The organism is Paenibacillus terrae (assembly GCF_005217525.1).
Lineage (GTDB): Bacteria > Bacillota > Bacilli > Paenibacillales > Paenibacillaceae > Paenibacillus > Paenibacillus terrae_C.
The window spans coordinates 2,925-19,114 of record NZ_PNXQ01000005.1; the positions used below are offsets into that span (position 1 = coordinate 2,925).

Below are 16,190 nucleotides of genomic sequence, written 5' to 3' on the forward strand. Positions count from 1 at the left end.
GCTATAGCCCCTTTGCCCCGGAATCCTTTGACCGTCGAAGCGACCATGTACGTCTCAATATGTGCCACAACCGGTTTGGAAAAGTAGAGGGGTAGGCGATTCCGGGACAACTAATTGCGAATGGCGGCATGTTCGGGTACGATATCGGTATGAGACATAGTCGTTTCTCCTTTGGTTTGAGTTGGTGTGGTAACTACCTTTTACCACAAGGAGATACCCTTGTCTCTATTCTTTTTGTTTTTAAAGTCTACTGGAAGCTAATTTGCTCATTTATAGTTGATAACTCAATTGAGATGGCATGGATGGTTTCAGTGATAATTTACCGCTTGTATTTTCCTTTTCATTATCAGAATTCTCACTAAAATGCATAAGTTCGGTTCTATTTGGAAACAGCCGGTTCTGAAAATTCTCCATAGGTCAGCCCAGATGCCTTATTTCCAGTAGACAGATTCTCGGCAGATTTCTGAGATATCATGTCGATAAAAAGTAAGCTGTTCACCCTGCTGTTTTTTGTCTGCAGCTTGGTGTAGACGTATTTCCAACGCCTGTTGATATAAAATCCCGGGACTATTTCTGTTTGGATGCCTGAGTTGGCAAAGGCCCATCAAGTATAGATATCTTGTCGAAACATACCGTTCAAGTACATTTGGCGGTGTTGGTCGATTCCAAATAAATCTAAAAATACGGTTTTTACTTCAGGAGGAAGAGCATCTGCTATTACCCAGGTTGTAAGAGAAGAATGCGATTGACCGAACAGACCAATGCGTGCAATGGCTGGGGCGCTCTAACTCTGCCATGCAGGAATTCTTGCGATTATGCTAAGATGAGTGTAACTCATGGTGGATTCTTCTTTGAAGGCTTCCATTATACTAAATGATGTTTTTTCTTTAGAATAGTTCGCATCACAAGCGCCGTTTTTACAACACCGACACCTAACAATAAAATAAGAATAAAGTAAATGACATGTCCCAGACCAGGTAAGAACAGTTTAATAACAGACCAAGGAACCAGCAATTTGGGGAGTGTCATTAATAACAGAGATGGAATCAGCACATGGAAGAAAAGGATACTTACAATGTGAAGCAAACGCCCTGAAGTCGTTCGGGAACGGGTTTTCCAATTAAACAAACCGAATACAGACTGAGCAAGAATGGCGAGAATTGTAATAAGGACCCAATTCACAAGTAAAAAAATAGTTCTCTCTAAGTCTGACATCCCAATTTGAGGTATTTCTCCTCCATTCAATATAGCGTTGATACCAGTCATGATCTTGTCATACGATTGTAAGTCCAAATAATCCAGTGAATTGACAAGCAGGATGACTCCATAGTTTTCATTAATTGTCATTTTTGAATACGTATTTTCGGTAGCGCCATTATGAGAAATACCCTTCTTATCCACAACCCAGCCCATAGCATAATAGCTTCCTCCCCCCATGTAAGCAACGGGTTTTTGTAAAGTACTAATGCCTTTTACCGACAAAACAGGGGAGGGCCCATTCTGCCCTTCATTCATCTGTGCCGTCAAATAATGTGCCATATCTTCGGCACTAGAGATTAAATACCCTGAAGCTACAGTACCTTCATGATTAAGCTGCTTTGTCGGGAGCATAAAGCCAAATACAGGCTGATACCCGGTTGCCAGTCCGTCTTTTCGGGCTTCGTCAGGCGAAGTATAGCTATGTTTCATATGGAGCGGCTTGAAAATATGTTGTTGTACATATTCCGTATACGATTGACCGGAAGCAGCCTGGATGACACCGCTCAAAATGTTGTAGTTCAAATTCGAGTATTGAAATACAGAACCCACCGGCGCAGTCAACTGGACATGCTTTAGACTCCGGATATGCTGTTCGATGGATTCATCGCCCGTTGTTAATGTGCTCTCCCCTGCATAAGTAGACAATCCACTGGTTTGGTTTAGCAGTTCCCGGATTGTAATCCTTCTGGAAGCTTCTAGATCAGCTACACGAAACCATGGCAAATAATATTGAACCGGGTCATCAAGTCGAATTTTACCCTTTTCTACTAGCTGTATTACAGCCATGGCTGTAATAGATTTGCTCGTTGAACCGAGGACGAAAGGTGTCTGCGGCGTCACCGGAGAGCTATTCGGCCCCGATATCCCATATCCTTCCATATAAACAATTCGACCCTCTTTGACGATTGCAAGTGAAGCCCCTGGAATATTTAATTCATTCATCGCCGAATTCACAAATTGGTCGATCTGAGCGGTATCCACACTCTCCTCTGCAGGTTGAGCATGTACCGAAAGCGGAATAAGCAAGCAGACAATCGTAAATGGAATTATAATTACAGCTTTCCACAAGTGTAAAAACACCAAAGTTTTCATGGTAACGTCCTTACTGTTTAATTTTATGATCATGCTACTGCAATACAGCTCCTTTCATCATACTTTTCATGTAATCGTGGCAGGTAAGCAGAAAATAAATGGTTTGCATTATAAGATATACACCAATAACAACAAAGGAATAACTCCAATTGGAGTATGTCAAAATGTTTTCTAAAGCTTTCATAGCGAACAGAGCATGAAGAATGCCCACAATACAAGGGACAAAAAAGATAATCGCTAATTGTGTCACCACGATTTTACGAATTTCCTGCTCTGTCATTCCGATACGCAACAATGCTCTGAATTGAGCCTGATCTTCCTGAAGTTCTGTGAAAAGCTTGAAATAAATCATACTTCCTGAGGCGATAAAAAACAGTAGACTGATAAACATACCGATAAACATAGTCAGTGAAGCGATTTCCTTTAAATATTCATATTGAACGGATTTGACCAGAATGTAGAAAGCACCGGAAGCCGTTAAAATGACTGCACTGAGAATTGACACCATAAACAGCATCCGTGCATTGTCTTTGATCTTGTAACCAAGCTGTGCAACAATGACCATATTCGTTCGATGATAATAAATCTGATGGCGTTTTCGAATAAAGCTAAGCAGCAAAACACTAAACTGGGAAAAAAATAAATACGTTCCTAATGTGACAGGAATCAATATTAGCAGTGTCATCAAGATGAATGCTTGAGCGTCCAATAAATAAAAATTGGATCCGTTGAACGTCATAGCGATACCATATCCAGTTGCCAGGCAAACAATTGAGAGCGCCACCAGCCACGGAGAATAGATCAGTTCGCCCGTAGAGCGGCGTGAGGCTTTGAATAAATCAACAATCTCAGTTCTTCCTATTCTGAACACTGTGCTCAAAGATGTTATAGTGAATAATATTAGAAATCCCCCAACTGTGAACCACACCGCCTCCAAAGGTACAGCGAACTTAATTGGCTCCTTCATATCGAGCAACGCAGCGAGAGCCATAAAAAATAGTTTGCTGAACAGCATACCAAGTACGATTCCGCACCCGATGGCCAAAACGGAAATCATCATATTTTCATAAATGACCAGTTTGCGAAGTTGCATACGTGTCATTCCGAACAGCGAATAAAGACCAAACTCCTGCTTTCTTGTTTTCAGATAGGCTGAGTTGGCATACAACACAAACAGGAAGGAAAAACCAACGATAATATACTCACAAAAAATCATGCCCTGCCTTACCTTATCTGCTGCAATAATATGACCGTTGACGACGTCTGGATGAGCAAGAAATGAAGCGTAAATGTAAAAAATCATAACAGAAAATACACTGCTCATAAAAAATGCACTGTAAGAGCGCCAGTTTCCCCGAATGCCACTAAATGCGAGCGAACGGAACGTCATCAAAATTCCCTCCCAAGACGCTGAGCGCATCCAAAATTTGTTGAAAGAAAGCCTGACGGTTCGCACCGCGGCGTATTTCGGAAAACAGCCTTCCGTCTTTAATAAAGACAATTCGCTGGCAATAGCTTGCGGAAAAAGGATCATGTGTAACCATAAGTACTGTAGCGTGCAATCGCTCGTTCATATCTTTGAGAGCATCCATGACGTCTTTGGCTGCTTTAGAATCCAGATTACCTGTCAATTCATCAGCCAGCACCAGTGAGGGCTCATGAATGAAGGCCCGTGCAATGGCTGCTCTTTGCTTTTGACCACCAGACACTTCATGTGTACGTTTGGACAAAATACTGTCGATTTGCAGCCATTCTGCGAGTGGTTTGAGACGTTGTTCAATAAGTTGCGTAGAAGTGCCGTCCAGCACCAAGGGCAAAATAATATTTTCCTTTAAAGACAAAGTATCCAAAAGGTTAAAATCCTGAAAGACAAAACCGAGCTTGCGGCGACGGAATAAAGCCAATTTCCGGTCACTCAGTCGATTCGGATTAATACCTCCAATTTCAATTTGTCCTGACGTAGGACTGTCTATCGTAGCTAGTAGATTGAGCAGAGTTGTCTTTCCGCTGCCTGAGGGTCCCATAACGCCAACGAATTCCCCAGATTCAATATGCAAATTAATATCTTCCAGTGCTTTATAAGCTATATTTCCTTTAGAACTATAGGTTTTCCCAAGCCCTTCAGCACGTAGTACACTCATTCAGTTATCCTCCCGCTTTAAAAAATATTAAATGTTATTTGTAGCTTTAGTATAGCTGTACACTCACGTGTGGCCCCATCGATTTCTCTTACAATTTGCATAAAGCTACCTTACATTATTGTCACTTTGCTCAGTAATCTAATTGTGAATCATATGAATCCCACTGTTCTCAAAAGTGATCATGAACGTTGTCCCTTTGCCTAAGACAGACGTAACTGACAAACTATGTCCAAGCCGGGTACATACCTCTTTAGCCAAATACAAGCCCATGCCCGTTGACTCACCCGCCATCCGTCCGTTCTCGCCGGTGAAAAAAGCGTCAAAAATTCTGGGAAGATCGTAGTCTGCTATACCAATCCCTTCATCTGTGACCTTAAGGATCCCTCCCCCCATTCTATTATCTTTAAGCCAAAACTTGAGCGTCTTGTTCCCTGATTTACTTTTACTGTACTTAATCGCGTTGCTGACAAACTGGTTTAGCACGAAAGTCATCCACTTCTCATCCGTCTCAATCCACATTTCACCATCAATACTGGGAAAAATGGAGTACCTTATACAAAGACGCTTGTGTGCGTTTATCACCGAGCGGATTAAGTCGTGGAGAGCCGTGGTACGAAGATGCAAATCGATTTCAAACTTGTTCAGGCGGGCTGTATACAGCATCATTTCCAGTCCGCTGGTCATACGCTCGGTTTCCTCTTGGACACTCAGCGATAGCTGCTTCATGTCCACTGGTTTCGAGTATTTTTGCCGTATCATCTCTTGAGCTAGCAAGTCGATTACGGATAATGGTGTTTTCATCTGATGCACCCATTGCATGACAAAATGATTTTGCATCTCTTGCTGACGACGGTAATTGTGAAGCTCGTTCATATAAGCGTTGTATTGTTGTTCCAGCAGGAATGTAATCATCCGTTGTTCACTGGTAATCGAGGATTGAACGATGATTGTCGCCTGCAATTCATCGGAGCGTTCAAGTGCACCCCGCAGCTGCGCATAGTAACGACGTTGGCGTAAGTAATCAAATATTAAGCAGCTGATCAGCAAAAATGAAGATAAAATAATAAAATAAGGAATTGAACCCATGTCATCACGCCCAGGCTGATGTGCCTTTTCCAGTAGCATAAAGCCTACTCCCAATGCCGTAACAATCAAATACAGACCGATATATATGAAACGGTCCCGAATAAAATTAATTTTAGGCCCTTTCCTCATAATTCCTCCCGCATTTCAGCAGCTACATCCAGCTTGTACCCTTGTCCGCGAACCGTTTCAATGGCTTTGGGCAGGCCCAACTCCTCTAGCTTTTTCCGTAATCGTGTCACATTTACCGTCAAAGTGTTGTCGTCGACAAACTGTACATCATCCCATAACGCTTCAAGCAATTGCTCACGGGTAACAACCTGACCCGAATGTTGGAGAAAACATTCCGAAAGCAATTGTTCATTTTTGGTCAGTTGCATCCGTCTCTCCCCCCATACCAGCTCATTACGGCTGCTGTAAAGCTGAAGACCGTTCACATTCCAGTCAGGTTGCGGTGCCCCTTGCTGTGCAAGATGTACTTGTCCGCCAATCGCATATTCCCCATAGACCCGCCGAAATACACTTTTCACCTTTGCCATCAACAGGTCCAGGTGGATTGGCTTAGTAATATAATCGTCACCACCATGTTCGATGGCCATAACCTGATCCATTTCTCCAGCTCTCGCCGATATGAATATAATAGGAATACTGGAACGGGAACGAATTTGACGACACCAGTAATAACCATCGTAATAGGGCAAGTTAATATCCAACAATACAAGATGTGGAGCAAAAGCCTCCAACTCCGGCAAGAGCTCCTGGAAATGCTCTGCACAAACAGACTCAAATCCATACTTCTCCATATTCTTTTGTAAAATACGACTGATTTTGTCGTCATCCTCTACGATAAAAATTCGGTACAAAGCTTTTCCTCCTTTTCAATGCTTTCTCTTTCGTACAAAAAGGCCGCCATAGGATGGCGGCTAAAATGAAAGTTATACTCATTAAATCCCGTTATTTATCACTACACATATAATTTCTTTCTATTCCTAGCAGACGGACAAAAATAATTTGCAAATGCTTCGAACAGTTCAAATTTATTTACTATACTTTGATTGCACATCAGGAAGGCTCCGGTCTTCTGGTCCGGAAGCAGCCACATCAACGCACTAAAGCCGGGAAAGTTGCCGCTCTTAACCAAAATACGTTCGCTTCCGTATTCTGGATGGATGTTCATCTCGAATCCGTTTCGTCCGTAAGGCTTGCCTGCTTTAATGTCCGGTTTTACGGACATTAAAGCTTGAGCCGACTCTCGGCTTAAGATACGACTACCACCATAAGCCCCCTCCCCCAGCATCGCAAGCATGAAACGGGCCATATCATCCCCGGTGGACACCAGACTTCCTGTGGCCGTGTCTATTGGGCTATACGGATAAGCTGGAACAAGCTGCTGGTCAGGATGGTAACCTTTCGCTAATCTATTTGACCATTCTGCTGGCAATGTGAAACTACTGCTGTTCATCCCGAGTGGCTGAAGGATGTGGCTATGGGCATATTGCCCACATGACATGCCTGTAATTTGTTCAATGATGTACCCCAGAATAGTGTAAGCAAAGTTGCTATATTGATATTGTTCCCCAGGAATATGAACAACAGCAGGCATATACTTATAGATAAACTGCTTCAATGTCATAATCGAAGGGACTTCGCCCCTGATCAGGTCATCCATCCCCGAATCTGGATAATCCAAACCGGATTCATAATTCAGTAGATGCTCCAAAGTTAACGACTCGTTAAACGGTCCGGGAATGTCAATGTCCTCGATGAGAGAACGGACCTTTGCATGTATATCTAATTTACCCTGCTCTGCCAATTGCCGGATAACGACCGATGTAAATATTTTATTGATGGACCCGACCCTCATCAGCGTAGTAGCTGGATCTACCTTTGTAGAACGTGCCAGATCGGTATAACCGCACCCCTGATTCACAACAATTTTGTTATCTTGAACCAAAACCAAAACAGCTCCTGTCACACCATCCATCCAAGGAGAATGAAGCAATCTGTCAGCAAATTCGTTTGGTTTTTCTATATAGCCTGTATACTTTATATCCTCAGAAGAAGGTATACGAAGGTTTTCACCTTGACGAACACAGTGCTTAATGATCGTTCGCAGATTGTCCTTCATAAGGTCTCCAAGCCGTTGAATGGATACATTCTGGAACTGTTTTGTGCTATAACTGATAGCTAGTGTGAGCTTGCCGGAGGCGATGCTGCCGACAATATCCAGTACATAGCGTCTTTGTTGCATCTCACTTACATCATTTCCTTTGGAATATGGTGAAATATCAATCGCACTGTTCTGCAGCTCCTGGTCAAACTGTCCAAGATAATTAAAACTGACTTCCGGCTGTATGGCGTTTTTGAACTCTTGCGCCCAATCGGATATATAGCGCAGTATTCCAAAGCCGATACCCTTATTCGGAATCTGGCGTAAATTATCCTTTGTTTTCAATATATGCTGTGAAATATCATCGTTCGCATCTGCCACGAGTCTGACCGGATATTGAGTCGTAAACCAGCCAACTGTGCGTGTGATATCAATTCCGGGAATGATTGCCTCCCTGCCATGACCTTCCAAATGTATTATCGTCTGATAAAGATTTTTCCATTGGTACAGTGCCTGGCTCCATGCAGCGAGCAGCAAATCTTGAATGTCTGTATCATAAGCTTGATGAACCTGTGTAAGCAGCTGCCGCGTTTCTTCGTTCGACCACTCTATAGTGATGGTTACCGTGTCTTTGACAAGGGAATCCTTCTCCGTGTAATCCTTAGGAATCGGCTGACTTCCCTGGGACGCAACCTCCTGCCAATACGCACGCTCATGCTGCAACTGCGGCTGGTATGCATAAGCATGGAGCGCCTCCGCCCAGTTTTGGAAGGACGCAGTTTTGGGAGGGAAAGTTACAGCTTGCCCGTTGACCGCTTGCTCATACCCTGATGTAATGTCCTCTAGTAAAATCCTCCAGGACACCATGTCCATAACAAGATGGTGGACTACAATCAGCAAATGGTCGCTAGGATTACAACGGAACAGAACCAGCTTAACCAATGGGCCAATGTCCAATTGAATGCTGCTTTGTACCCGGTTGGACGCTTCCTCAATAGCAGTAGCTGGATTATTTAACTGGATACAATCCCTGACTTCCAGCGTATAGAGCTCTCCTTCATCGACTTGCCGAATGTAAGGAATGTATTGTTCACCGCTCCGGCGGAATACGGTCCGCAGTCCATCATGATGTTCCGCAATACGCCGCATGACCCGATGAATAGCTTCCAGATCCAGACGATCAACCCCGGCAAAGAGCATGGATTGATTAAAATGATGAGGATTTACATTATCCGGGCTTTCCAGAAACCACCGCTGAATGGGGGTTAATCGAACCGTGCCGCTCACTGGACCTTGATCTACCTTATCATTCATTTGTTCCACATGTACGCTTAACTCTGCAATCGTCTGACTCGTATACCAATGTCTCATTTCCAGCTGGAATCCGGCCTGAGACAGTCTGGAAGATACCTGAATCGATTGAATCGAATCCCCTCCCAGATCAAAAAAATCATCATGGATGCCTACCTGTGGCACTCCCAAAATCTGCTGCCAGATTTCAACCAGCAAGCTCTCTGTTTCCGTTCGTGGTGCTGCATATCCACTTCCAGGGGTTTTCACACTTTTTTCAGGAGCAGGGAGTGCATTACGGTCAATTTTTCCATTCAAAGTCAGTGGCATGGCTGGAAGCTTAATGATAAAGGCCGGAATCATATACGCAGGCATATCCTGTTTCAATATCGTTCTTATACATTCCGATGTCAGGGTGGAACTGCTCGTGTAGTAAGCACACAGATGTTTGGTCCCGCCTTCCTGTTCTATGGCAATGACAATGGTTTCCTGAATCTGCTCAATATTTAAGAGCCGAGTTTCAATCTCTCCAATCTCCACGCGGTGACCTCTTATTTTAACTTGATGATCTATTCTGCCCAGATATTCAATCGCACCGTCCGGGAGCCATTTTACCCAATCTCCGGTTCTATAGACTCTCTCTCCAGGGGAGAAAGGACTGGGAATAAATTTTTCGGATGTCAGCTCTGGCCGGTTGAGGTACCCACGGGCAAGTCCACTCCCACCCACCCATAATTCGCCTGGTACGCCTGGTGGCTGGAGCTGTCCTACTTCATTCACAATGTAAGTGCTCGTATGACTTACCGGGTATCCAATAGGAATGACTGCTTTGTGTTCTGTGATATCATTGACGTGATATGCGGTTGCAAAGACTGTACTTTCTGTCGGCCCATAAACATGGATAAGCCTGTCTGGTCCAAGGTAACTCAATGCTTTCCTAACATGATCTACAGACACACGTTCTCCCCCGAAAAGAATTTTACGGAGTGAAACCAGGCGGTCCGGGTATATATCAAACATAACGTTAAATAAAGCGGTCGTAACAAACAAAACGCTGACATTATGCGCAGCCATATGTTTCGTCAGCTTATCCATATCCAGCAATGCATCTTTTGAAATCAGCACCAAGCCAGCTCCATTAAGCAAAGCTGAATAAATGTCAAAGGTGGAGCCGTCAAATGCATAGTTGGACAATTGTAATATCCTATCTTCTGGTTTAATTGTAATATAATCACTCTCATACACCACTCGGATAATGTTACGATGAGTTGTCAATATTCCTTTAGGCTTGCCCGTTGTGCCTGAAGTATAGATGACGCAGGCCAGCGAGTCCGAATGGGCCATACGTGGTTTTGTCTGCCTGTATAATTTCTCCTTCTGCTCATTTAGAGGGCCGGTTTCATCATTAAAAACGATGCACGTGCCGCTAAAGAACGAGGCTACCTTTTCCTGCAAATGGCTTTGTAGCAGCAAAATATCGGCGCCTGAGTCCTCTAACATATAACGGATTCGCTCCTGCGGATATGTCGGATCTACTGGCATATAAGCTCCACCCGCTTTGAGAATTGCTATCATGCCGATGATCATGTCCGGGCTACGATCAGCCATCAGACAGACGATTCGCTCAGATTCGACTCCGTAAGCAGTGAGTTTTTGGGCAAGTCTGTCTGCCTGTTCATTCAGCTCACGGTACGTTAATTGAACATCGCCATGCACTAGTGCAACATGATCAGGGTAACGATCTGCTTGTTCCTCAAATAGCTGATGAATCGTTTTCTCGGTACATCCAGGCCCGGCTGCCTGATAGCACTGTTCCAGTGTCTGCCTTGTCTCTTCTACGGTCAAAAGCTGCAATTCCGCCAGCTTGCTATCCGGCTTGTCCACAATCTGTTGCAAGAGATGGTGCACATGCTCACCTATGCGCTTCACGTTTTCCTCAAGAAAGACACGCGCATTATAGTTGAAGCGGATGCTGATTTTCTCACCCGGAACTACAATGATATTAAAATTATAGTTCGTCTGCTCCTGAACTTCAGCGTGAAGAATGTCAAGACGATCCGCGCTTGGCAAGCCGCTGTCTTCAAGTTGTTGTTCTACAGGATAATTTTCAAAGATCATAATATGAGTAATAAGTTGTTGTTTCTGTACCAGCTCGGATTGAATTTCATAAAGCGGATACGTATCAAAGGCTCCTGATGCCACAGCCTGCTGCTGGTTACGTTGCAGCAACTGAGTGAAAACCTCTCCTTCCTCCCAGCGAATACGAACCGGAATCGTATTAATGAACAAGCCGATCATTCGTTCAATGCCGGGGATTTCAGCTGGTCTGCCCGAAACAACGCTGCCAAATACAGTATCTGGGGTCCCATTATATTTGTGCAGCACAATCCCCCAGACCGTTTGTAAAAGTGTATTCAGGGTTACATGATTTTCTTTAGCCAGTTGTTTCAGACTGTCAGTCAGTGCTGTGCTTAATTCGAATGCGGTTTCGGCAAGCTCGTATCCTTGATGTATACTTGTATCTGCCCCTGGAAGTACGGCCTGTCCTTCATAATATTCCAAATATCCCTTCCAGTAAAGGGAAGCCTTGGCATGATCTTGTCTTTCCAGCCAAGAGATATATTCACTGTAAGGAGCTGTTGGAGGCAATTCCACTTGAGTATGACGAAGCTTGGCATAATATATTTCAAGCAATTCATTAAACAAAATCGGTGCGCACCATCCGTCCATAAGTACATGATGGAAGCTCCAGACTACGTGGTAAATGGTGTCATCTTTTTGAAATATGGAAATCCGCATGAGCGCATCGGATGCAAGATCCATACCGCGCATTTTATCATTGGCTGCATACATTTCCGTCCACTGTTTGGCATCCTCGTTCGTCATATACCGAATATCTGCAACATGCAGGGCCGGTTCTTTCTCACGGTACACCACTTGCAGCGGGGTATCCCTCCAGCCAAAATAAAAGTTGGTCCTCAGGATGTCATACCTGTCTATGATTTGACGAAGACTTTCCCTGAAAACGCGCACATCTAGCTCACCCTGCATATCAAACGTAATTTGCTCAAAATATGAGCCCGAATCAGGAGCAGCCAAGCTGTGAAAAAGCATCCCCTTTTGCATAGCGGTCAACGGATATATATTTTCAACTGTACCTGTTTCTGCCGTATCTCGGGTCAGTTGCTCCAACTCAGCCATTGTGATCCCTGTCAACATAATATCGCTTGGCGTAAGCTCAGGAGATGCCGCTTTCTGTGTGCAGTGGGTAATGATGTCCAGCAAGCTGTCATGCATCAATTCAGCGAGCTGCTCCATTGTTTCTTTCCTGTAGTCTTTTCTACTGAACCCAATCCCCATCGACAATACTCCTCCTGTAATCATTCCATTGATGTCCAGGGTGTAAGGTCTTTCCTGAAGGGCGCTCATATCCGGTCCACTGGAATAAGGCGACAGTTGGATGCTGCTGTTCTCCATGTCTTGGTCAAACTGTCCAAGATAGTTGAAGCTGATATCGGGTCGGATTTCGCAAATGTCATGTGTATTCGAAGCAGCTAAATAACGGAGCAAGCCATAACCCATGCCCTTGTTCGTCATTTGCCGCAGCATTTCTTTGGTCTGTTTGATTTGTCTGGACAGTTCATGGTCTGCATCTATTTGAAGCACCACCGGGTATTGGCTCGTAAACCACCCTACCGTGCGTGTAATATCCAGACCGGGAATCATCGACTCACGTCCATGTCCTTCCAAATGAACAGCAACCTTCCCCAATCCTTTCCACTTATTAACCGCTATCCCTAGTGCTGTCAGCAGCAAATCGTTTATTTCCGTCGAGTAAGCTTTATAAGCATATTTCAGCAATTGTTCAGTTTCAGTTGCAGTCCAACGCACAGCAACCACCTCACTGTCCATCACTCTGGAAACTCCCCTATCCAAATCTGTTGGCAGCGGTAATACCGGAATTGTACTGATGTCCCTCCAGTAATTACGTTCTTTCTCTATTTCGGGACTGTTCGCATACTCTTGCAGTTGCTTTGACCATAGCTGGAAAGAGTCGGTTTTGAGTGGAAGCTGGATACGTTCTCCTTTCACAGCCTGCTCGTAAGCCTTCTGTAAATCTTCCAGCAAAATACGCCAAGAGACGCCATCCACGACTAGATGATGAATGGTGATTAGTAAATGATCGCCATCCATACAGCGGAACAATCCAGCTTTGACAAGAGGCCCCTTATTTAACTGAAAACTGGACTGAATCCGGCTGGACGCTCGCTCAACAGCCTCACCTGCATCGGTATGTTCACGAAAGTCAAATACGTCTAGACCGTAAAGCTCTCCATCTCCAACCGCACGGTTCCAGACCTCATAGCCGTGGTCGGCTTCATGAAAAACAATTCGCAGTGCATCGTGGTGTATTACTAATTCTTTTAACGTTGCATGCAGTGCTTCTTCCTGAAAAGCATCTTTTCTATATAGCATAAAGGATTGATTGAAATGATGAGAGTCTTCGGTTTGGCGCTCCAGAAACCATCTCTGAATAGGTGTAGACATGACCGGCCCGCTGATTTCTCCTTGGTCTGCTGTCTTGCTAACCTTTTGGACATGTGGGCTTAACAATTCAATGGTTGTATATTTGAATAAATCCTTTACATCTACTTTGTAGCCAGCCTGGTATAACCGGGAGGATACTTGTATCGCTTTAATAGAATCACCGCCGAGATCCAAAAAATGATGCTGGATGCCGATGGGAGAAACGCCAAGCACGGCTTGCCAAATCGTAACAAGTGTCTCTTCTACAGCGGTTCGAGGAGCCATATATTTATCATTTTCTCGCTGAATTTGTTCTTCGGGAGCCGGGAGCGCTTTACGATCCACTTTTCCGTTTGGCGTAAGAGGCATCTGCTCCAGCTTCACAATAAAAGCAGGAATCATATATTCCGGGATTTTTTCCGACAGGGCGCTGCGGATATCTGACGTCCGGAATTCTCCACTGCCTGCAATATAAGCACACAAATGCGGAATACCTTCTCCATTTACGTGTGTAACTACCACGGCTTCTCGAATAGAGGGCATGCTTAATAGAGCTTCTTCGATCTCGCCCGGTTCGATCCGATAACCGCGGATTTTGACCTGGTTGTCTATTCGCCCAAGGTACTCAATGCTGCCGTCAGGTAGCCAGCGTGCCAAATCGCCTGTTCTGTATATACGGCCGCCGGGAACAAAAGGGTCCTCCGTAAATCTCTCCGCTGTTTCCTTCGGTAAATGGAGGTAACCTCTTGAAAGGCCCGGCCCTTTAATACACAGCTCTCCTGGAACATAGACAGGTTGAAGCTGATTCTCCGTATTTAAAATATAAATTGTAGTATTGGCAATCGGCTTCCCGATGGAAATGGCATGGTCTGTAGCACTCATTCTCCGCATAGTAGTGATGACGCTATTTTCAGTTGGCCCGTATTCATTGCAAATCTCGATCTGCTCGTTAAGTCCAGTTAAATGACGGATAAGCGCTGGTGTGATATTTTCACCACCGACAACTACATTTTTTAATGAAGATACGTCCCGGACATCCATCATGTCCAAAATACGGTATAAAAATTGTGGCGTGCTCTGCAAATGAGTGATTTTCCAGCGTCCGACCGCCTCCTTAATTGCAAAAGCATCTGCACTCTGCTGTCCATCAAGCAAATAGATGGTAGACCCTGAAATTAGCGGACCGAACAGATGTGTAATAAAGGAGTCAAACACAAAGTTGCTCATCATCAAAACACGATGTTCTTCCGTGAATGCATACGACTGTGCTTTCCATTGCAGGGTATTGGTGATGCTATAATGCTCAATCATCACTCCTTTAGGAGTGCCAGTTGTGCCTGAGGTATAAATTAAATAGGCCAAATGCGTATTACCCGTATCATCCAGATCAGCAGTATTTTCATCATATGCAGCTAGTTCATCGAGATAAACAACTTCTCCGCTGTAGTCTGACGGGACGGCGACATGCTTTTGAACTAAAACCATGTCTGCTGCCGAATCAGTCAACATATACTTCACGCGCTGCTCTGGGTATGCAGGATCAATAGGAACATAAGCGCCTCCTGCCTTCAGGATACCTAAAATACCTACAATCATTTCAATAGAACGGTCTGTGATCAGAGCGATGAATTGTTCTTTTCCAACTCCTCTGGACTTTAGAGTGCGCGCCAGACGGTTAGAGCGTTCATGTAACTCACGATATGTAATCTGTACATTTTCCATGACAATGGCTAGATGGTCCGGTGTGCGCTCTGCTTGTTCACGGAACAGTTGGTGTATCGTTTTTCCCTCAGGATATTCGATAGCAGTGTTATTAAATAATGCTAACCATTGTGCCGCATCACTGGAGGACAACAATCCCACACTGCCGTAGTGCAAATCCGGCCCAAATAAAATAAGAGACAGTATGTGCTCCAAATGCTGAACGAGCTGATTCATATACGCGGGATCGTACAATTCCGCATTACAGGACAATGTTAATTGAATGCTATTCTCTACATGCTCAAACTGAAACCATGCATCAGAAGAAATCCGTTCGTCACATGACTCCACATGAAGATGGCGTAAGGAAACAACGGTATGAAAAACAGGAGTATGATTCGCTGTATATGTGAGGCTCAGATTTTTCACCATTTTCCGAAACGGAAGATTTTGATGCTCAAGCGCTTCTGTTACCGTCTTTTTAAGCCCGGAAAAGGCGGATCTAAACGTACTGGATCGGCTCAGCCTCGTTTTGACAGGAAGGCATTCGTTCATTGGAAGCTCTGTAGTAGCTTGTTGCTGTAAAGCCGGCATGCCTACAATGATCTGCTCTTCCCCAGTATATTTATATATCAGGCACTCCACGCCAGCCAGCAAAATTAAATAAATAGCCATAGGAGTACCCTTCGACATAGACAGGATACGCTCAGAAACTTGCGCGGATAACGAAAAAGACATGTGATGCAAACGGGAAATAGAGCCAGCGTCAGCTTCTTTTGAGTTCAGACTGGAATATGGTAACGAGTTCATCCGATCCTCGGGACTGAGCATTTGTTCCCAATACAGTTCATGTTCCTTGAAAATAGACAATTTATATACCTCCCATTGTGTGTAATGACATCAAGCTGCGAGCAGGTAGCACAAATCTTCAATCGGCACAGAATGAACGGAAAAAGCACGCAAAAGCGCACTCTTTCCGCCTGTCA

The 16,190-nt window shown here is 44.3% G+C and carries 6 protein-coding genes and 1 pseudogene; all 7 read right to left on the minus strand.

The features are described from left to right. Positions 1 to 864: 864 nt before the first annotated feature. A complete protein-coding gene (locus tag C1I60_RS03375) occupies positions 865 to 2,328 on the minus strand; it encodes a serine hydrolase domain-containing protein (protein ID WP_170970731.1) in 1,464 nt (487 codons plus the stop codon). 58 nt (positions 2,329 to 2,386) lie between these two features. After that, the gene (locus C1I60_RS03380) at positions 2,387 to 3,742 is read right to left on the minus strand and encodes an FtsX-like permease family protein (protein WP_137060488.1); all 1,356 of its coding nucleotides are present in this window, start codon (positions 3,740 to 3,742) and stop codon (positions 2,387 to 2,389) included. Then, entirely contained in the window at positions 3,717 to 4,493 is a 777-nt protein-coding gene (locus C1I60_RS03385) for an ABC transporter ATP-binding protein (RefSeq protein WP_137060489.1), read from the minus strand. The genes C1I60_RS03380 and C1I60_RS03385 overlap by 26 nt, the downstream gene beginning before the upstream one ends. 138 nt (positions 4,494 to 4,631) lie before the next feature. Beyond that, on the minus strand, positions 4,632 to 5,708 hold the full coding sequence (locus C1I60_RS03390) for a sensor histidine kinase (RefSeq protein WP_137060490.1): 1,077 nt from the start codon (positions 5,706 to 5,708) through the stop codon (positions 4,632 to 4,634). After that, positions 5,705 to 6,439 (minus strand): response regulator transcription factor, encoded by a 735-nt coding sequence (locus tag C1I60_RS03395; RefSeq protein ID WP_137060491.1) that lies wholly within the window; start codon positions 6,437 to 6,439, stop codon positions 5,705 to 5,707. Before C1I60_RS03395 ends, C1I60_RS03390 begins: the two co-directional genes overlap by 4 nt. 101 nt (positions 6,440 to 6,540) lie before the next feature. Further along, positions 6,541 to 13,788 (minus strand): non-ribosomal peptide synthetase, encoded by a 7,248-nt coding sequence (locus C1I60_RS03400; RefSeq protein WP_289306505.1) that lies wholly within the window; start codon positions 13,786 to 13,788, stop codon positions 6,541 to 6,543. A 54-nt stretch (positions 13,789 to 13,842) separates the two neighbouring features. Next, positions 13,843 to 16,086, minus strand: a pseudogene (locus C1I60_RS26100) (non-ribosomal peptide synthetase); the annotation flags it as partial. Between the last annotated feature and the right edge of the window lie 104 nt (positions 16,087 to 16,190).